Genomic DNA, 19,342 nt, shown 5'->3' with positions numbered 1-19,342 from the left:
GGCGGCCAACCATGACCCACCACACCACCCCTGCCGGCACCTCCCCTGCCTCCGTCCCCTCACGCGGCACCGGCTCCAGCCCGACCGCGATGTCCCGGCGCACCCGCACCCTGAACTACCTGGTGCTCACCTTCGCCCTCGCGGCGACGCTGCTGCCGTTCCTGTGGATGCTGCTGGCCTCGTTCAAGACGCAGGGCGAGCTGCTGCGCGAGCCCAGCGGCTGGCTGCCGACGTCGCCGACCTGGGACAACTACGCCACCTGGCTCGGCCAACTGCACATCGGTCACTTCTTCCTCAACAGCGCGGTGGTCTCGGTCTTCACCGTGCTGGGCAACCTGGTGTTCTGCTCCATGATCGGCTACGCGCTGGCCAAGCTGGACTTCCCCGGCAAGCGCGCACTGTTCGCCCTGGTGATGATCACCCTCATGGTGCCGGGCGTGGTGACCTTCGTACCGCTGTTCGTCATGGTCGCCAAGATGAACCTGGTCGACACCTACCCGGCGCTGATCCTGCCCTACCTGGCCTCGCCGTTCGGCGTGTTCCTCATGCGCCAGTTCATGCTCGGCATCCCCGACTCACTCCTGGAAGCCGCCAGGATCGACGGCGCAGGCCAGGTGCGCATCTTCACCAGGATCGTGCTTCCCCTGTCCGGACCGCCCCTGGCCACTCTGACGATCCTGACGTTCCTCTCCTCGTGGAACAACTTCCTGTGGCCGCTGGTCGCGGCCCAGAGCCAGGACAAGTACACCCTCCCCGTCGCCCTCGCGCTGTACTCCCAGGGCGAGAACGCGACCAATTACAGTCTGCTGCTCGCCGGCTCGGTCCTGGTGATCGCGCCCATGGTCGCCCTGTTCATGGCCCTGCAGCGGTTCTTCGTCCAAGGCGTCGCCACCACCGGCATCAAGTAGCCGTCCCCGCGCCGCCCGACCTCCACCTCCCGATCCAAGGATTTTCCATGCCAGCGAACCAGCTGACCTTCCCTGCCGACTTCCTGTGGGGTGCCGCCACCGCGGCCCACCAGATCGAGGGCAACAACGTCAACAGCGATTGGTGGGCCAAAGAACATGCCCCCGGCACCACCATCCACGAACCCAGCGGCGACGCCTGCGACAGCTACCACCGCTACGGCGAGGACATCGCCCTCCTGGCAAGCCTCGGATTCAACACCTACCGTTTCAGCCTGGAGTGGTCCCGCATCGAACCCGAGCAGGGCTTCATATCCCGGGCTGCGATCGATCACTACCGGCGCATGGTGACCGCCTGCCACGACGCGGGCCTCACGCCGATGGTGACGTTGCATCACTTCACCGTCCCCCGCTGGTTCGACCGACGCGGCGGCTGGCAGGCGCCGGACGCGCCCGACCTGTTCGCCCGCTTCACCCAGGCCGTCCTGCCCATTCTGGCCGAAGGGGTGGAATGGGTGTGCACCATCAACGAGCCCAACGGTGTCGCGCACGATGCCGCCAAGGCCAAGGAGAACCTGCCCAACCACGTCTACGGTCTGCCCGACCCCGACGTCTCGCAGACCCTGGTCCTCGCGCACCGCAGGAGCCGCGCGGTGCTCTCCACCCTCACTGGGGTCAAATCCGGGTGGGCGATCGCCACCCAGGCGTTCCAGCCCGAACCCGGCTGCGAGCAGATCGCCCATGCCCACGGCCACCCCCGGGAGGACTTCTTCCTCGAAGCCGCCCGCGGCGACGACTTCATCGGCGTCCAGGCGTACACCCGCACCGTCATCGGCCCCGACGGCCCCAAGCCGCCCCGTGAGAGCGCCGAGAAGACCCTCATGGGCTGGGAGTACTACCCACCTGCCGTCGGCGACGGCATCCGCAACGCCTGGAAGCTCACCGACGGCGTCCCCGTCATCGTCACCGAGAACGGCATCGCCACCGCCGACGACACCCGTCGGATCGCCTACGCAACCGGCGCCCTGACCGCCGTACACCAGGCCATGACCGAGGGCATCGACGTGCAGGGCTACCTGCACTGGTCGGCCCTGGACAACTACGAGTGGGGCACCTTCCGGCCCACGTTCGGCCTCATCGCCGTAGACCGCCAGACCTTCGCCCGCACCCCCAAGCCCAGCGCCCACTGGCTCGGCGAAGTCGCCAAGTCCGGCCGGCTCACCGTCGGCACGACCCGCCAGTGACGCGGCAGCGAGAGGCCCACCCCAGTGGGGGTGACACCACGAGTACCGGGATTCGCTTGGCGCGCGTCTGCGGTGAGTACGGATGCTGCGTACGACGCCTTGACAGCGATGAAGGCCGATACCACAGCACCCCGATTTGAACGATGAACCATCTCGACTGAGCCGCTTACCCGGAATTGCCCCGCCCCACACGGAACGGCATCTTCACCAAACGCGCCTCCTCTGGTCGCACTCCGCAACAGCGAGGCAGGTGTCCCGCACCGGTGGCTTCGAGGGCGCCCGGACCCCATCCCCGCTGTCCGGGCGCCGTCGCGGCCACCGGTTCTGCCTGCGGCTCACACGCACCGAGGCTCCGAGCGGGCATTGGCCTCCGCTCGCGCGCAGCCAGAACCTCCTCCCTCCCGAACCCGGCAAGCTCCGGCGTCCGCCGGCGTGTGCCGGCTACCTGAAAGGTGTCTGTCCGATGGCGATCCCCGGTGTGCCGTGGTGGCGCGACGCCGTGATGTACCAGATCTATCTGCGCAGTTTCCGCGACGGGAACGGCGACGGTGTGGGCGACCTCCGCGGCGCCAGGGCCGGACTGCCCTACCTGACCATGCTGGGTGTCGACGGGCTGTGGCTCAGCCCCTGCTTCCCGTCCCCGCAGCACGACCACGGCTACGACGTCTCCGACTACTGCGCGATCGATCCGCTCTTCGGTGACCTCGCCGAATTCGACCGGCTGATCACCGACGCACACGCCCTCGGGCTCAAGGTCATCCTCGATGTCGTCCCCAACCACTGCTCCCGCGAGCACCCATGGTTCCGCGAGGCACTTGAGGCCGGACCGGCTAGCGCCACCCGCGCCAGGTTCCACTTCGCCGACGGGCGCGGCGAAGACGGGGAGTTGCCGCCGAACAACTGGCGGGCCATGTTCGGCGGTCCCGCCTGGACCCGGATCCGGGAGGCCGACGGCCGCCTGGGGCAGTGGTACCTGCATCTGTTCACCCCGCACCAGCCGGACTTCAACTGGCGCCACCCGGAGGTCGCGGACTGCTTCGACGACGTACTGCGGTTCTGGCTGGACCGCGGAGTGGACGGCTTCCGCATCGATGTCGCGGTCGGGCTGTTCAAGCATCCGGAGCTGCCCGACTCACCGGACCCCACCGCCGACGAGGACGTGCGCGACGCCGTCAACCCGCTGGCCTGGAACCGGCCGGAGGTGCACGAGGTCTGGCGCCGCTGGCGGGCGATCTGCGACGCCTACACCGCGCGGGACGGCCGGGAGCGCACCCTCGTCGGGGAGGTGGCCGTCCCCACGCCCGCGGACCAGGCCGCTTATCTGCGCCCCGACGAACTCCACCAGGCTTTCTACTTCGACCTGCTTCATAGCCCCTGGGACGCTGCGGCGTTCCGTGCCCGGATAGACGCCGCGCTGAAAGGCATCGCGTCCACCGGTGCACCGGTTACCTGGGTTCTGAACAACCACGATCAGCAGCGCACCCCCACCCGGTACAGCCGGGGGGCGCTGCCCGGCGAGGAACCGGATCCCGAACGCGGCGCGGCCAGGGCACGCGCCGCGGTGCTGCTGATGCTGGCACTGCCTGGCAGCGCCTACCTCTACCAAGGCGAGGAACTCGGCCTGCCCGAAGTAACCGACCTGCCGCCGGAAGCCCTGACCGACCCCATCGTGGCCGCGACCGGCGACCCGGCCAAAGGCCGCGACGGATGCCGCGTACCGCTTCCCTGGACCGGGGAGCAGGCGCCGTTCGGCTTCTCCGACGCGCCGGCGCACCGGTCGTGGCTCCCGCAGCCACCCTCGTTCGCCCGACACTCCGTGCAGCGTCAGCGTGGCGACAGCGGGTCCAGCTGGCACCTCTACCGCGACGCCCTGCAACTGCGCCGCAGCCTGGCCTCGCTCCGCGACACCACGCTCAGCTGGCTGCCGAGTCCTCCCGGCACACTGGTCTTCGGCCGCGGGTCGGGCTTCGTGTGTGCTGTGAACTTCACGGACGCACCTGTCACCGCACCCGTTCCCCGACAACCACTGCTGTCCAGCCTCCCTTGCGATGAAGGAAAGCTCGCGGCCAACAGCGCTGCCTGGTGGCTCGTGGACCGCCTCCCGGACTGACTGTTCGCGCCCGCAGCGCTGGGACATCGAAGGGTTAGCGATGGTGGACGGTGCGCCCCCGGACAGTGGCTCCGCACAGTGATCCGGGCGGTCGGAAATACCGCGCCCCGTGACCTCCGAGCAGTCAGCCGCGGTCATCCTCAACACCGCACACCTGACAGACTTACCTACCGAAATAGTTCTTTTGGAGCTCGTGTTGGAACACTCACCCCGCTCTGCGCTGTACCTCGATCCCGACGCGTCCGTGGAAGCGAGGACCCATGACCTGCTGGCGCGGATGACCCTGCCGGAGAAGGTGGGGCAGTTGCTGCAACTCGACGCCCGCCACGATCTGGTGGACATTGTGTCCGCCAAGCTGGCCGGGTCGGTCCTGCACGCGTCCCCCACGCGGATGCGGGAGGCCATCGCACTGGCCCGGCAAACCCGGCTCGGCATTCCGCTGCTGACCGCCGACGACTGCATCCACGGTCACTCGTTCTGGCCCGGAGCGACCATCTTCCCGACCCAGCTTGCCATGGCCTGCACCTGGGATCCCGCACTGCTCCAGCAAGCCGCCCGCGCCGCCGCCACCGAGATCTCGGCGACGGGAATCCACTGGACGTTCTCACCGGTGCTGTGTATTACCCGGGACCTGCGCTGGGGCCGGGTCAACGAGACATTCGGCGAAGACCCGTTCCTGATCGGCGAGCTGGGGGCCGCGATGGTGCGCGGCTACCAGGGCGAGGGCCTCAACGACCCGACCGCCGTCCTGGCGTGCGCGAAGCACTTCGCCGGCTACTCCGAGACCCAGGGCGGCCGGGACGCGAGCGAGGCCGACCTGACCCCGCGCAAGCTGCGCTCCTGGTTCCTGCCACCGTTCGAACGGGCGGTCCGCGCCGGATGCCGCACTTTCATGCTCGGCTACCAGTCGATGGACGGGGTCCCGATCACCGCGAACCGGTGGCTGCTCAACGACGTGCTCAAGGGCGAATGGGGCTTCACCGGAACGCTGGTGACCGACTGGGACAACGTCGGCCGGATGGTCTGGGAGCAGCAGGTCTGCGCCGACGTCGTCGAGGCAGCGGCCCTCGCCATCAACTCCGGCAACGACCTCATCATGACCACACCCGACTTCTTCCAGGCCGCCCAGACGGCGGTCGCGCGCGGCCTGGCCGACGAGAAGCGGATCGACGACGCCGTTCGACGGGTCCTGCGCCTCAAGTTCGAGCTGGGCCTCTTCGAAGACCCCCGCGCCCCCGACCCCGAGCGGCAAAAGGCGGTGATCGGCTGCCAGGAACACACCGAGCTCAACCTCCGCACCGCACGCCGCTCCCTGGTACTGCTGCGCAACGACGGAACTCTGCCCTTCGAAGGGGGACTGACCGGCGACGAGCTCGGCCGCGCCGTCAGCCAGGGCCCACCGCGCACGATCGCGGTCGTCGGCCCCAACGCCGACACCCCACAGGCCATGCTCGGCGACTGGGCCGGGGCCTCCGGCCAGGTCGACTGGATGCCGGACGGTCAGCCACGCCAGCTGGTGGAGACCGTGCTTGACGGTCTGCGTGCTGTCGCGCCCGCAGACTGGACGGTGACCCACACGGTCGGAGCGGACATCGGGGCTCTTGCCGCCGATCCCCGCGGGCTGTTCTGGCCCGACGGCCAACCGCGGCCGCCCGTCTTCAGCCCCGCCCCGGTCGACCAGGAACAACTCCGGCAGGCCACCGCCGCCGCGAAGGCCGCCGACTACGCCGTGGTAGTCGTGGGCGACACCATCGCCCTCACCGGCGAGGGGTGCTCGACGGCCACACTGGATCTCCAGGGCGGCCAGATCGCCTTGCTCGACGCGATCGCCGCCACCGGCACACCCACGATCGTGGTGCTGATCCAGTCCAAGCCGAGCACCCTCCCGGACTCCGCGCTGAACGCGGCGGCACTCGTCGAGGCGTTCAACCCAGGCATGCGCGGTGGCCGGGCCATCGCCGAACTCCTCTTCGGACTCATCGAGCCCAGCGGCCGACTGCCCCTCTCCTTCGCACGACACGTCGGACAACAGCCCGTCTTCTACAACCAAGTGCGCGGCCAGCACGGAGACCGCTACGCGGACCTCAGCCAGGACCCGTTGTTCGCGTTCGGCGAGGGCCTCAGCTACACCACCGTCACCTACTCCCACCTCGTCCTGCGGGACCAGAACGTACCCGCGGACGGCACGGTCGACGCGACAGTGCGCCTCACGAACACCGGCAGCCGCCCCGCTCTGGAGACCGTTCAGGCTTACGTCAGCGATCTCACCACCAGCGTCACCTGGGCCGAGCAGGAGCTGAAGGCGTTCGTCCAGGCCGAGATCCCCCCGGGTGAGGCCGTCGCCGTCGACATCCGTATCCCCGCCTCGCACTGCTCATTCGTCACGGCCGACAACCGCCGGGTCGTCGAACCCGGCGAATTCGAACTCAGTGTCGGCCCCAGCTCACGGCACGAGCAACAACTGACCGCACGTTTCCGCATCCAGAAATGAAGGCGGCATGAATGCGGTGCGTCCAGGCGCTCGCCGCCAGCCACGCCCACCTCACCGCTCTGGAGCAGGCATGACGACAGGACCCGTGGGCGTCGCCCTGGTCGGCGCCGGAGTCATCAGCACCGAGTACCTGCGCGCTCTGACCGCCTTCCCCGACATACGGGTGCTCGGCGTCGCCGACCTGGACACCCGGCGGGCCGAGGAGGCGGCACGCGAGTACGGCGTGCCGGTGGCCGGTGACGTCGCCACCGTGCTGGCGGTTCCCGAGGTCGAGGTCGTCGTCAATCTGACGGCCCCGGCCGCCCACACCACCGTCGCGCGCGCCGCATTGGAGGCCGACAAGCACGTGTACGGGGAGAAGCCGCTGGCCCTGGAGCCCGCCGACGGTGCGAAGCTGCTCGGCGAGGCCACGGAGCGCGGGCTGCGGGTGGGCAGCGCGCCGGACACCTTCCTCGGCGCCGGAATCCAGTCCGCCATACGGGCGATCCACGCCGGTGTGATCGGCACGCCCATCGCCGCCGCGACCGCGACGCTCGGCCCGGGCCCGGAGAGCTGGCACCACAGCCCGGAGTTCCTCTTCCAGCAGGGTGCGGGCCCGCTCTTCGACATCGGCCCGTACTATCTGACGGCGCTGGTCGCCCTCCTCGGGCCGGTCCGGCAGGTGGCGGCAACCGCGCGTACGGGGCGCGCGGAACGCGTGATCGGTTCGGGGCCGAAGGCGGGAAAGCGCTTCCCCGTCGAAGTCCCCACGCATGTCACGGCGTTGATCGATTTCGGCCGGGGCGCGAGCGCGTCCTCGACGTTCAGCTTCGACTCGCCAATCGAGCGCACTGTCATCGAGATCACCGGCACCGACGGCACGTTGAGAGTGCCGGACCCCAACTCCTTCAGCGGCCCGTTGCGAGTGCGGGGAGCCGGCGACGAGAAGTGGCGCGAGCTTGCCGTGGAGGGCACGACCGCGGGCCGCGGCATCGGCGTACTGGAGGATGGCACGGTCGCTGCGGGACGGACGCCCGCACCGTGCGTCCGGCGCGATGGCGCAGCACGTACTCGACACCACGGCGGCGATCGGGGAGTCGGCGCACAACGCCGAGTTCCGCCGGGTCACCACCGACTGCCCCGACGCCGAACCGCTCCCCGAGCCCTGGGATCCGTACGCAGCGACGCTGGAGTGAGCCCGACACCGGGGTGAACCCAACGGACTGACTGTCACCCCGACGCCCCGAATGCCCGACGGCGGCCAGCGGCGGGAACTGGGCGTGCTGGCCTCGGCCGCGAAATGTCCGGCGGTGTTCGCAAGTGCATCGTTGCTGACGACCCGGCATCATGTGGGGCAGATCACATAAATCGCGTCTCGCGATTCGAGATGACAGCTGATCAAGTCGCTCGGAAAGGGGCTTGTGGCGTCAATTCGGCGCGGTAATCGATATGTTATGGCACGCGAATGGCACGCGGCCACGAAATGGTCTAGACAACAAGCAAGCCCCAGGCCGCTGACCTGGGGCTTCTGCATGGAGCGGGTGACGGGAATCGAACCCACGCTCTGAGCTTGGGAATCAACGGGGCATGCATGGATCATTGTGGTCCTGACCTGTACAAACGCGGGCTGCGGGGCAGGGTGAAGAGGGTCAGTGGGGACCCGTGTTGACCGTCATTTACCGCTCGTTGAGGCACGTGGAGGGCACGGACTCGTCAGGCGGGTACTGATTGACGCCAGGATTCCATCGAGGGCAGGTGGAAGGAGGGGGACGCGCGGGTACCCGAGGTGGGGTTGCTGGTGCAAGTGCTCAGGGCCGGCATGCTGCCAACCCGCATTACCGAGTTCGTCGGGAGCAGGTCATGCCGGGCCGGGCCGGCGCCCTGCTTCAGGGGCATGGGGAAAGGAGCCCGGCCCGCTCAGTGGGCGCGACGGCCGAGGCGTCGGCGCTCCAGTCCGCGTCAAGCTCGGTCAGGCACAAAACGGGCATGGGGCTTCCTTAGCTGTCCGTCTCGGTCGTCTAGCTTGCCTTCCTCCAGATCGCTATGCGCGGCTGCATGTTCAGCCTGTCAGTCGCCGGGGCTACCTGCCTGCTCAGGTCGGTCCCAGACGCCCCGGTGCCAGGGAATGCAGCCGGGGCCTGCTGATCGCGGTGCTAACGAGAGCGCTCGGAGTCGCTGCTGTCGGTGCCAGCCGCTGAGGTCACCGGCGGTCCGGTGAAGGGCGCCCCTACCCGTCAGTCCTACCGAGTCGCTCCTGAGGGAAGAGCGGCGCAGGTATCAGCGCGGCAAATGCGATCTGAGCCATGACCTGGCACTCGATTTCGGGCGAGCCTGTGTACAGGAGGGGCCAAGCACAGAGGATCAGCGGGAGGGCAAGCAGCACACGGAACCGGACCGCGCCCATGCGCTTGTGGACCGATACCGCGAGAACCGCGATGAGCAGGGTAGGAATGCCTATGATCGGCAGCACGTCCAGCCCCAGAATCATGCTCTCCAGGAACCTGTCTTCCTGCCGATCCGTCTGCGAGATAGCCACCCAGGCTGCGGTGTGGATGAGCACGTACATGAGCACGCACCACCCCATCCGTCCCAGAACGGGCCCCAGCTGTACTTCTCACTCTCCGACGCGACGCGTGAGCAACTCGGCCTGCGCCGCTACCCCGATCACGACCGCGGCTTCGAGGCCGCCTACGCCGTTGTCCGCCGCCGCATCCACAGCATCCTCGACGCGCTCGACCCCTCCCCACTACCCAAGAACCACCGTCTGGCCCGCCGCCACGCCGAGAAGCTCCTGGTCAACGCCAACCCGGACGAACTCGCCCACAAGCGCACGCTCATGCTCCGCGTGACCAACATGATCCTCGCCATGTCCCTGCGCGAGGCCCTCCCCCTCCTGGAAGACCACTGGAACGGCTCGATCAGCATCGACGCCACCGTCATCGGCACCTACGCCAAGGGCCTGTCCCCCGACAGCCCTGTCACCTCCACCGACCCCGATGCCGCCTGGTACGTCCGCACCACCAAGCACAAGGACCCCCTCGCCCTCGACGACCTCACCCCCGCACAACAGAACAAGAAGGGCGCCAAGCTCCAGAAGAAGAAGGACCGGATCAAAAAGCGCCTGTTCGGCTACGACGCCTCCCTCGTCGTAGCCCGCGACCCCCACCACGACGGCGCCCCGCTGCCCGACGGCTCCGCGAACCCCGACGTCGTCCCCGCCCTGGTCATCGCCTTCTCCGTCGACAAGCCCAGCCACCGCCCCGGCCACGTCGCCACCGAAGCCCTCCAGCAGGTCCACGACAGCCTCCCGCGCGGCTACCTGGCCGGCGACCGTGCCTACAACGGCCAGAAGCCGGAGAACTTCCAGCTCCCCATCCGCGCCATGGGCTACGAACCCGTCTACGATTACGCCCAGGACCAACTTGGTGTCCAGGCAGGCTTCGCCGGAGCCGGACTCGTCGAGGGCAACTGGTACTGCCCTCCATGCCCCAGGAACTCAAGGACACCACCAAGGACCTGATCGCCGAGAAAATCGACAAGCAGACCTGGATCGAACGCATCCGCGCCCGCGCCGCCTACCTCTTCATGCCCAAGCAGCGCCCCGACGCCGAAGGCCACCGCCGCATGATGTGCCCCGCCGAAGCAGGCCGCACCCAGTGCCCGCTCAAGAAGTACACCCTCGGCCGCGGCATCCACCTGCCCCTCGTCGACCCCACCCCCAGCCCCGCCGGCTCACCCCCGTGCTGCAGCCAGAAGACCGTCACCGTCCCGCCCGAAGCCGGCGCCAACCTCTGGCAACCCCCCCCAGTACGGCTCACAAACCTGGCAGCGCGTCTACTTCCGCCTCCGCAACAGCATCGAAGGCATCAACGGCTACGCCAAGGACACCCTCTACGAGCGCCTCGAAGAAGCCGGCACCCGCCGCATCCGCGGCATCGCCGCCCAGACCCTCCTACTCGCCTTCCAACTCGCCCACGCCAACCGCCGCAAACTCACCGCCTGGGCCAACTCCGTCGTTCTGGGCGACAAACGCCCCCGCCGCCGACCCACCCGCCGCCGCAAGACCAAGCCCCTGGGCACCTGGACCCCCAAGGGCTACATCAACCAGCCCTGAGACCTTCCCCACAACGCCCAGCTAGCCACCAAGCCCTCCGAGAGCTGAACAACCGAAGATCACTAAGCAAACGCGGACAGCCAACGGCCTCACGCCGTTGGCTGTCCGCGTTCTCATGCCCAGAAACACCACAGACGGCACCGCTATCGCGATGCCGCCCGTTCCGTCGGTGCGATCGGACACCTTTCGTCGGTGTCCCTCCAAGCCCGGTGCCGCAGCCAGGTCCCTGGCCCGCATCCCGCCCCGGCCCTTCGCCGCTTCGGTTCGGCCAGAACCTCCACCACCGCTTCACGGGCGATGACCAGCCGTTGAAGAGCCCGCTCGGCCTCATCGAGCTCGGTGGCCATCTGGGCTGATTCCTCCCGCGCCCCCTCGACCGCCTCCCGCGCGGCCGACTCCTTCGCCTCCAGTAGACCCAGCACCGACGGCACCGGCCACCTCCACCCGATCAAGAAGCTAACACGACGCCCCAGCACTCCCTCACCGAAGGCGACTTCACTCCTCACCTGCGGAAACTCAACAGCCGTGATCGCAATGACAACGCCTTCTGAGACCAGAAGAGGTGCGTCTTGTCACGGCAGCAGGACGCTCCTTGGCCTCGCGAGATCAGTCAGACACGCCATCGGGCTCACCCTTCTGCGGCGTCAGGCGGACTGATCGGTGGTGCGAGCACAGGTCGAGGCAGCGTCGAGCTCGAAGGACGCTACCGCGTGCTGGGACGGTGAGAGGTCTTGGCCTGCCGGGGGTATCCGGGTGAGGACGACGACCCGCAGGTCGGGGCGCTGGATAGGCAGCAGGACGTGGCAGGCCACCTCGACTGTCTTGTAGTCGTGGATGGGCAGGCGCAGGGTGTAGCGGTGTCCGTCGCGGTGTTCGACTACCTCGTGCTCCTGGTCCCAGATGCGCCGACAGTCCGGGTCTTGGGAGAGGATCTCCTCCAGCAGGGTTCCGACTGGGGAGTCCCAGCCGTCTCGGTTGACCGCTACGCGGAGCATGGCGAGGAAGACGCGCGCGCAGTTGTCCTCCCAGTCGAGCGTTTGCTCACGGGCTTCGGGCGCCAGGAGCGCCCAGCGCATCAGGTTCGCGCGGGGACCGACCAACCAGGGAAACCACTCGGTCATCGGCTTATTGGCCGCGACGATGTTCCAGGCGCTGTCGGACAGGTAGGCCGGATGTGGTGCCTGGTGTTCCAGCAGTCCCTGAACCTCGGGGTTGAGCTGCTGCCGTTCCGCCATGTCGGCCGGGGGTCTGCGGCCGGTGACGCCGAGGAAGAGCGTGAGAGTCTCGGCGTCATTGAGCTGCAGGACCTGGGCGACGCGGGTCAGGAACTGGTCGGAGAAGTTTCGGCACTGTCCTGATTCGAGTGCTCTGTACCAGCCCTCACTGACCCCTGTGAGGCGCCCCATGTCCGCTTGTGTCAGCCGGGGGCTGGAGCGGCGGGCCGCGTCACGCAGTTCACGGATGGTGCGGCGATCGATGCGTGCACGCCAAGCTCGAAGTAGCCGGCCCACAGATCTGTCATCGACAGTGGACGTCTCTTCGGCGAGGAAAGACCCTTGAGCCCGATTTTCCCCGTTCGCGGCAATATCCCACATATGTGGAATGTGGCGTATTTCTGCGACCGTCCTCTTCATTGCGAACACCCCCCTGGCATTGATTGGACGCGGTCTTGGCAATTGCCGAGTTGCCGAGACCGACGTTTCGAGGGTATCCGGATCCGAGGCGCTGGCCGTGATTCCTTAAATGATCACGTGGCGTGAGGCTCCGGGCGGGGGCGGTGACTGGCCCAGGCAGCCAGGCGGGACCCGGTCACCGTCTACCTCTTCCGCTGGCTTGCCGAGGAATTCACGAGATTGCGGTCAGGGTAATGGCCGGGAGCACCGCCACTCGCAGTATCGGAACCGCAAGTGACGGTCCATCTCATGCATACTCCTGCATGAGGCGTTTCCCCCACCTGCCAGAACGGCAGACCGCTATCAAATTCCTTGTAGACAAGGGCATTTGCTGCGCTAATCCCCCCAGGGATCAGAAGGAGTGATGCATGCGTGTACAACCGGCGCCAGGCCCAGTTCCCCGCAGGGGTCATCCCGCTACCCAACGACCACGGCACCGCTTGGGGAGCCCACATCCCCGCCTTCGGCCGGCATCTCCTCCTGTTGCCCGGACCACCCAAGGAGTGCCTGCCCATGCAGGAACACACCTTGGGCGCGGCCTCGGATGGCGCACCCCCCAGACGGCAGACCCGCTGCGCTGGCGCATCCTGGGCCTGTACGAACCGGACGTCGCTGCTCGCGTCGACATCATCCTGGCCGCCTGCCCCGGCGACACCTCGGTCGGCTACTGCTGGACCTACCCCTACGTCGACATCGCCCTGCACGCCGACCCCGACCAGCACACCGCACTGACGGCCGAGATCACCCAGGCGCTCGACGGCCACATCGTCAGCACCGGCCACACCGGCGCCCTCCAACAGCTCAAGGCCCTCGTTCCCCGCCCTCAGCTGGTGCTCCATGACGGCCTGTCCCTCAGGCAGTTCGCACAAGCGCTCGCCCTCCCCGCGCCATCTGGCCCTCGGCAGGACCAAGATCTGACGATCCGGGCCGCCGGCCAGTGGCGCGGCGGCTCACCCCACGAGCACTCCGGCCTGGTCACCATGCGCTGCGGCATCATCACTGCACAGGACACCAGCCACAGCTACGAAATGGAACAACCCAACCGCGGTTCCGAAATCCTCGACTGTGCCGCCGAGTTCATCGCCTGGTCCACTCTGCGCGCCTTCGCGGCCTCGGCACGGGGATAACGCCTCAGGCAGTCCCCGGATTGCTTGTCCGGGGGCGGTGGCGTAGCCCCTTCCACGTTCAACCCGGTTCTCTCGGGGTTGAGAAGCCGGGGCGTGTGGAAACAGCGCCGTCAATACGTGCCGGTAATTTTACGCCGCGTCACCACTTTGAGGCGACGCCCGCATCCGGCAACTCAATAACCCTGTTCGAGGGGAATGAACGACCCGTCAGTAACCGCTTCTAGCGGCGGCTGAACGCACCCAGACGTTGAAGTCCGAAGCTGCCCTACTTCTCTGACGGGCATTGCCCACACGTAACCCACTCAGGGATGCGGTGTGCCGTGTCCTGCCTCAGGGCGCAACTGCGGCCTTCATCGGTGCAGCCGCCGTCAGTGGGTTCCCGGATCTGAAATCAAGGAGCATGATGCACAGGCTTCGCGTATCCAAGCGCATGAAAGCGCTCATAGCCGCCGTTACCGCTACGCTCGGTGTGGTCATCGGTTTGACCGTCGTCGTCCCGGCCCAGGCCGCGACCACCGGCACCCTGAACGGGGGGCAGGGCAATTACGGCTACATAAATAAGCGTTCCCAGCCTTCGACCTCGTCCGATTCCGCCGACTACTCGCACGCCGGCGACGATATTTCGATGACCTGCCGGACCACCGGTACCACCGTCGAGAACAACTCCCGGTGGATTTATTCCGGGTCGTACTACGTCGCCGACGCCTTCGTCGTCGAGAACACCGACAGCCTGCCGTCCTGCAGCGACACCACCGGCCCGGACACCTCCACCGGCCCGGACACCCCCACCGCCGGCCAGAAGACCGTCGGCATCAAGATGGTGAAGCAGGTCCAGAACCAGTGGTGCTGGGATGCCTCCGGCCTGACCATCGCCAAGTTCTGGGGCTTCACCGACTACGACCAGCACGACTTCTGCCGACTGGCCGCATCCGGCCGCGGGGTGGACTGCAACAACCAGCCCGCCACGCTCGAGGACATGGCCAACGGCCTGGCCAAGATGGGCATCGCCAGCAGCGGCGACAGCATCAACCGCGCCTCCTTCTCCCAGATCGCTCAGCAGATCGACGCCGGCCGTCCGTTCGGCGTCCGGTTCGGCTGGCACAGCGGCGGCGGCCACATGAACGTCATCTACGGCTACGACAGCGGCAGCAACATGATCGCCGTTGGTGACCCGTGGCCCACCACCCAGACGTACACCTGGTGGGACTACAACAACTACGCGAACAACAGCCGGTTCGAGTGGACCAACTCCCGTATCAACATACACAACTGAGGAGGACGACCGACCATGCAGATCACGCGACGCTCCACACACACGGCCGCTCGGGCTGGCGTCCTCGCCGCAGCCGCGCTCACCGCGCTGGCCATCACCCCGGCGCACGCCGCCGACGCAGGTGATGGTGACGGCATTGCCGGCTACCAGTCGGCCCAGAAGGCCCTCAAGACCGACAAGGTCAAGGACACCGTCTCGCGCTTCCTGGTCGCGGCCAAGCAGGGCGGGAACGCCGGCGCCGCGGACGGTGGGATGGGAGGCGGGCCCAAGGACGAGCCCGCCACCGCCAAGGCCGCACCCCGGTTCGACCTCAAGGACCCGGTGCCGATGTACGAGATCAGCCCCGGGTTCGTCACGGGGAAGACCAAGGGGAACCCTCAGGAAGCGCTGCAGCTCACCTTCCTCGCGTCCCGGGTCAACGCCTCGGACGGCCACAAAGCCTCCGTGCTGCTCACGCCGAAGGGCGATGCCAAGGGCGGCGGTGACCCGACCGTCGGCACCGAGGGCTGGCAGCTGTCCGGCATCCGGGACGGCGACGAAGAGCTCGCCCACGCCGAAGCCGGCACCCCGCAAGCCCGCACCTTCACCGAGCCGCAGATCCACGCCTGGTACCGGCTCACCGACAAGGGCCTGGTCGAGCCGCTCAACAAGGAGGCCCGCACCAGCCTCCAGGGCAAGGGCAGCCTTCCGCTCGCCGAGTACCAGAAGCTGGTCAACAAGCGGTACGGCGACAAGTTGCCGGGCTCGGAGTACGACCGCAAGGGAATGGCCGGCGGATACGCGGACCTCACCGGCGCGGGTAAGGCCGCGCGGCCAAAGACGGCTGAACCCGCACCGCTCAACGAGGTGCGTAAGGGCTCGCAGTCCAAGGCGGCCGCACCCGCGCCGTCTACCGACGAGTCGTGGCATCTGGCCGCCGTGGCCGGGGCCGCGGGCCTGACGGCGGTCGGCGGCGCGATGTACGTGCGCCGGCGGCGAACAGCCACCGAGCACTGATGTGCCCCTGGTTGCCGGTCCACCTGGGGACCGGCAACCAGGCACCACGACGCGTCGGCGCGATCGTTGGACGTGGACCCAGGCGCCGTCAGGGTTTCCTGATTGGGTGATCTCGGGGCCGCCGGTGCACGAGGCCCGGGACGCCGTCGTGATCGGCTGCTGCCAGGGCTACCGCAGCAGCACCAGCAGCTGACAAACTCCCAGGCGCCCCACTGTCTGACGCGGTTTCTTCGCCGCGGTTCAGGCTCTGGAGGTGGGCAGTGGCCCGGCACTGGAGGGGCCATTGCCTCGTGGGTGTCAGCCCGGCAGCCGCGGCGGGGCCGGCCCCCTCGCCGCGGCACAGAACGGAACAGGACGAGCCATGCCTCAAGGTGTCAAGAGAACCGTCACTGCGTTGATATGCCTGCTCGCAGTGGGCCTGACCGGCCTCGTTGCCGCGACGGCCGGTGCGGCTCCGGAAGCCCGTGCTCCGGCAGCCCCAAGACCGCAGCAACTCGGCACCGACGCCTACCGATCGAGCCCTGGGCCCGTCGAGGGCGGCAGCCCGGCATATGACTACGCGCCCAGCGTGATGGTGGACGGCGTGTACAAGATGTGGTGGTGCGGCCAGGCACCAGGGGGCAGCGTTGCGGGCGATGACATCCTGTACGCCGAGTCGAACAGCCTGAACGGGCCGTTCCACGCCCGTGGCAGCTCGGCACCGTACCAGAGGGTCTTCGACGGAACCGGCACCGGAACCTTCGACAACGAGCACACCTGTGACCCCTCGGTCGTGCGCGCCAACGGCACGTACTACATGTACTACGGCGCCTTGCGGCACGACCATGGCGGTGAGAAGACCACGATCGGCGTCGCCTCCAGCCGCGACGGGATCAACTGGACCAGACTCAACAAGAGCCAGGCCATCATCACCGCGGCCAACCAGCAGGACACGCACAACACCTACGGAGCCGGTCAGCCGAGCGCGGTCTACCTCAACGGCCGCTTCTATCTGCTGTTCACCGACACCACGGGCGCCGGGGCACTGAGCAACGGAGCCGGCCAGTTCGTCTGGCGCTCGGCCGATCCCACCTTCCAGTCAGGTGTCGAGGTGTTCACCGCATCGGGTTGGCAGGTCAAGACCAGTGCCAACTCCCGCAGCTTCTCGGTCGCCAACGCATTCTCGGCCGACTGGCAGTACTCGGATGCCCTGGGCGCCTTCGTCATCGCCCATGACAGCACCCCGGGCCACACCACGTTGGTCTTCCTCGATCCCCGCAACCTCAAGAAACACCCGTATTCCGAGGCGGCCATCCCGGGGCAGTGGTCGGAGGGACCGGGCATCGTTTCCCGTCCGGACAAGCACTCCGTCGTCTCGGAAACCGGCGACTGCGGGCGGCTACCCATTGATGTGATCCGCGCCACCACGGGGTCGCCGCCACGGGAGTTGAGCCACAACGGCATCGACCTGCTCAGCGGCAGTAAATGTACGTCGATGCCGCGCAGTAAGATCGCCGCGATGTACGAGGGTTACGGACTGCAGTCCCCCGGCCTGCCCGCCGCGCTCGTAGTCAGTGGCCGACGGCTGCAGATCCAGAACGCCTCTGTCTACACCGACCTCACCCGCAACCGGATCTCGGTACCTCCGTCGATCTACCACGCCGTACCGTACGGCGCATCGCTGCACGACCACGCGGAGGTGCTTGGTGCTCCCGGCCTGCCGGCGGCGTTCCGGCTCGACCACGACACCCTTTGGCCGGTCGATTCTCCACAACTGGTGACGGACAACCATTCATCGATCACCATGATGAACCGGCAGAAGTGGCTGTCACATCCGCGCGGGCCGAACTTGTACCAGCTCAACTAGCCTGCCCGACCGGCTCGTGGGCCTCCGCCCAGTTCCGCTGGGCGCCGGCCCCGGCCGCTGCCGGAGCTGCCCGCCGCGCGGCCGGCACAAGACGCCCGTCGGTGGCTTTGGGCTGCGGCAGCGCAGCCGGGCCTCCGCAGCCGCCAGGCATCGACGCGGCTGCGCTGATTGCTCTGTCATTCGAGCCGGTAGCCGAGGCCAGTCTCGCCGCTGTCCTGCCCGTACCTGAACTCCGCCCAGGCCGTCCACCCCGCTTACCGGCTGAGTCTCGGCCGGTTGCGCGAGATGGGCGTCCTGATCGGGGTGTACGAACCGCACAAGCCAAGGCCGGGTGGTGGGGCTGACCGCTTCCGCTGGGGGGAGGCGTTGGGGTTGATCACGCCCCAGCTGTCCAGACGGATGTGATCCTCGCAGCTGATGTCGGCCGGAGCCCGTCCTGTCGGCGCCGTGTGATCCGCTGGACGGCGCTTGCTGGCCGCCGTGCGGGCGGCCGTCGAACACACCCTCGCGCACCACAGGAACTGGCGCAGCATCACCAAGCTCCGTCTGTCTGCGCGTTACGCGACCAGGCTTCTGCACGCCTCTCGTGCTGACCAACACCGAAGTTGCCGGATGGCAGACGATCGTGAACGCGGACAACCGCCCTTGGCTAGCACGAGCAGAAGATCAACGGCTCACACTTAGGCGTTTAACCTCCGCCCGTGGGCAGCTCAACGAGCTGACCACGGGCGGAGGTTAAACGCCAAGCTTAGACGAGTTCGAGGGACCCAGCTGAAAGGCCGTCGAAGAACTCCGGTTGCTATCTCTACGTTTGGGACCCCGGGTGTAGCTGTACTCTGGTGCCACAACTAGCACCGGGTCTCAAGCCTGGAGGCTGCGGAGGTCTGGACCACGGCGTGCCGCATGGCCCCGGGTAGCCGTCCCGTTTCCCGGCGTGACGCCGACGATGCTGACTTTGTGCTGACTTGCTGACCTCGAAATGCCCCTGACCTGCAACGATGCCTTGCTATACCTCTTCGGCTTCCATTGGCACCGGGTTTGGGGCAACGTTGCTGGTGTAGCGGGTTGGCCAGCATCTATGCAGCTCAGAGGTGGTGCAGAGCGGATTGGCGCACGTGCATGTGTCGCCACCTGTCACCACCTCTGGCAGGGTGCATGCTGACTCAACGCTGACTTTGCTAACGCTTCGTCAGCTAAATTTGATGATGTGTCACTTCGATGGGCCGTGTGCCTTGAATCGGGGAGCGCGCAGCTTCGGAGGCCCCGAGCGGTTGAGCGGGCTCGATTTTTACAGTTGACCCCGATGTAAACGTCTTCCCTGAGAATGTCGTCTGAGGCGCGATGGCTGAGGGCGACGTGCTGGGGTGGCGCAATAGAAGCGTCGTGCTTGCGGAGGGGCTTGCATGCTCATCTCGATCGAGGTCCCCGCTCTCGATGAGGGTGGCGGCAGCGATTAGTGGATGGCGGGCACCGTTGGGCGACGAGGCTGGATACTGCTGAACTTGCAGGTGGTCTGCGGCGGTCTCCGAGGTGACATTGCCGACCGGATCCTCCTCGCATCGACGTCATTGACGCTGATCCCAG

Annotated in this window: 12 protein-coding genes and 1 pseudogene; 11 read left to right on the top strand and 2 right to left on the bottom strand. The window is 67.5% G+C overall.

What is annotated here, in order from left to right:
- The first annotated feature begins 11 nt into the window (after positions 1 to 11).
- From AB0D04_RS29820 to AB0D04_RS29800, 5 genes are all read left to right on the top strand, one after another.
- A complete protein-coding gene (locus AB0D04_RS29820) occupies positions 12 to 908 on the top strand; it encodes a carbohydrate ABC transporter permease (protein WP_362709474.1) in 897 nt (298 codons plus the stop codon).
- Between the two features lie 47 nt (positions 909 to 955).
- Entirely contained in the window at positions 956 to 2,149 is a 1,194-nt protein-coding gene (locus tag AB0D04_RS29815; protein WP_362709472.1) for a family 1 glycosylhydrolase, read from the top strand.
- 463 nt (positions 2,150 to 2,612) lie between these two features.
- Positions 2,613 to 4,259: an alpha-amylase family glycosyl hydrolase gene (locus AB0D04_RS29810; RefSeq protein ID WP_362709470.1), complete on the top strand. Its 1,647-nt coding sequence runs from the start codon at positions 2,613 to 2,615 to the stop codon at positions 4,257 to 4,259.
- Between the two features lie 196 nt (positions 4,260 to 4,455).
- Positions 4,456 to 6,750 carry a glycoside hydrolase family 3 N-terminal domain-containing protein gene (locus AB0D04_RS29805; protein ID WP_362709467.1) on the top strand — a complete coding sequence of 765 codons (2,295 nt, stop codon included), beginning with the start codon at positions 4,456 to 4,458 and terminating at the stop codon, positions 6,748 to 6,750.
- Positions 6,751 to 6,820: 70 nt separating this feature from the next.
- Positions 6,821 to 7,942, top strand: coding sequence for a Gfo/Idh/MocA family oxidoreductase (locus AB0D04_RS29800; RefSeq protein WP_362709464.1), 1,122 nt, complete (start codon positions 6,821 to 6,823; stop codon positions 7,940 to 7,942).
- Between the two features lie 1,014 nt (positions 7,943 to 8,956).
- Here the strand turns inward: AB0D04_RS29800 and AB0D04_RS29795 are convergent.
- Positions 8,957 to 9,295: a hypothetical protein gene (locus AB0D04_RS29795; RefSeq protein ID WP_362709462.1), complete on the bottom strand. Its 339-nt coding sequence runs from the start codon at positions 9,293 to 9,295 to the stop codon at positions 8,957 to 8,959.
- On the opposite strand from AB0D04_RS29795, the gene AB0D04_RS29790 reads away from it, so the two are divergent.
- Positions 9,278 to 10,249: a hypothetical protein gene (locus AB0D04_RS29790; protein ID WP_362709460.1), complete on the top strand. Its 972-nt coding sequence runs from the start codon at positions 9,278 to 9,280 to the stop codon at positions 10,247 to 10,249. The genes AB0D04_RS29795 and AB0D04_RS29790 overlap by 18 nt on opposite strands.
- Before the next feature lie 1,238 nt (positions 10,250 to 11,487).
- Here the strand turns inward: AB0D04_RS29790 and AB0D04_RS29785 are convergent.
- Positions 11,488 to 12,438, bottom strand: a complete 951-nt coding sequence (locus tag AB0D04_RS29785) for a helix-turn-helix transcriptional regulator (RefSeq protein ID WP_362709458.1) — start codon at positions 12,436 to 12,438, stop codon at positions 11,488 to 11,490.
- 581 nt (positions 12,439 to 13,019) lie between these two features.
- Between AB0D04_RS29785 and AB0D04_RS29780 the strand changes: the two genes are divergently transcribed.
- The 5 genes and pseudogenes from AB0D04_RS29780 to AB0D04_RS29760 form a co-directional block, all read left to right on the top strand.
- Positions 13,020 to 13,643, top strand: a complete 624-nt coding sequence (locus AB0D04_RS29780) for a hypothetical protein (protein WP_362709456.1) — start codon at positions 13,020 to 13,022, stop codon at positions 13,641 to 13,643.
- A 430-nt stretch (positions 13,644 to 14,073) separates the two neighbouring features.
- Entirely contained in the window at positions 14,074 to 14,916 is an 843-nt protein-coding gene (locus tag AB0D04_RS29775) for a papain-like cysteine protease family protein (RefSeq protein ID WP_362709454.1), read from the top strand.
- A 15-nt stretch (positions 14,917 to 14,931) separates the two neighbouring features.
- The gene (locus tag AB0D04_RS29770) at positions 14,932 to 15,912 is read left to right on the top strand and encodes a hypothetical protein (RefSeq protein ID WP_362709452.1); all 981 of its coding nucleotides are present in this window, start codon (positions 14,932 to 14,934) and stop codon (positions 15,910 to 15,912) included.
- 772 nt (positions 15,913 to 16,684) lie between these two features.
- Positions 16,685 to 17,758 (top strand): hypothetical protein, encoded by a 1,074-nt coding sequence (locus tag AB0D04_RS29765; protein WP_362709449.1) that lies wholly within the window; start codon positions 16,685 to 16,687, stop codon positions 17,756 to 17,758.
- A 198-nt stretch (positions 17,759 to 17,956) separates the two neighbouring features.
- Positions 17,957 to 18,163: pseudogene (locus tag AB0D04_RS29760) on the top strand (flavoprotein); the annotation flags it as partial.
- Positions 18,164 to 19,342: the final 1,179 nt, after the last annotated feature.

The organism is Streptomyces sp. NPDC048483, from assembly GCF_040651455.1.
Lineage (GTDB): Bacteria > Actinomycetota > Actinomycetes > Streptomycetales > Streptomycetaceae > Streptomyces.
Note: the sequence above shows the minus strand (reverse complement) of the source record. Positions and strands in the feature narration are given on the sequence as shown.

Coding starts and splice junctions, on each gene's coding strand:
- AB0D04_RS29770 (WP_362709452.1), top strand. CDS start 14,932: ATGCAGATCACGCGACGCTCCACACACACGGCCGCTCGGGCTGGCGTC.
- AB0D04_RS29795 (WP_362709462.1), bottom strand. CDS start 9,295: ATGTACGTGCTCATCCACACCGCAGCCTGGGTGGCTATCTCGCAGACG.
- AB0D04_RS29785 (WP_362709458.1), bottom strand. CDS start 12,438: ATGTGGGATATTGCCGCGAACGGGGAAAATCGGGCTCAAGGGTCTTTC.
- AB0D04_RS29815 (WP_362709472.1), top strand. CDS start 956: ATGCCAGCGAACCAGCTGACCTTCCCTGCCGACTTCCTGTGGGGTGCC.
- AB0D04_RS29775 (WP_362709454.1), top strand. CDS start 14,074: ATGAAAGCGCTCATAGCCGCCGTTACCGCTACGCTCGGTGTGGTCATC.
- AB0D04_RS29800 (WP_362709464.1), top strand. CDS start 6,821: ATGACGACAGGACCCGTGGGCGTCGCCCTGGTCGGCGCCGGAGTCATC.
- AB0D04_RS29810 (WP_362709470.1), top strand. CDS start 2,613: ATGGCGATCCCCGGTGTGCCGTGGTGGCGCGACGCCGTGATGTACCAG.
- AB0D04_RS29820 (WP_362709474.1), top strand. CDS start 12: ATGACCCACCACACCACCCCTGCCGGCACCTCCCCTGCCTCCGTCCCC.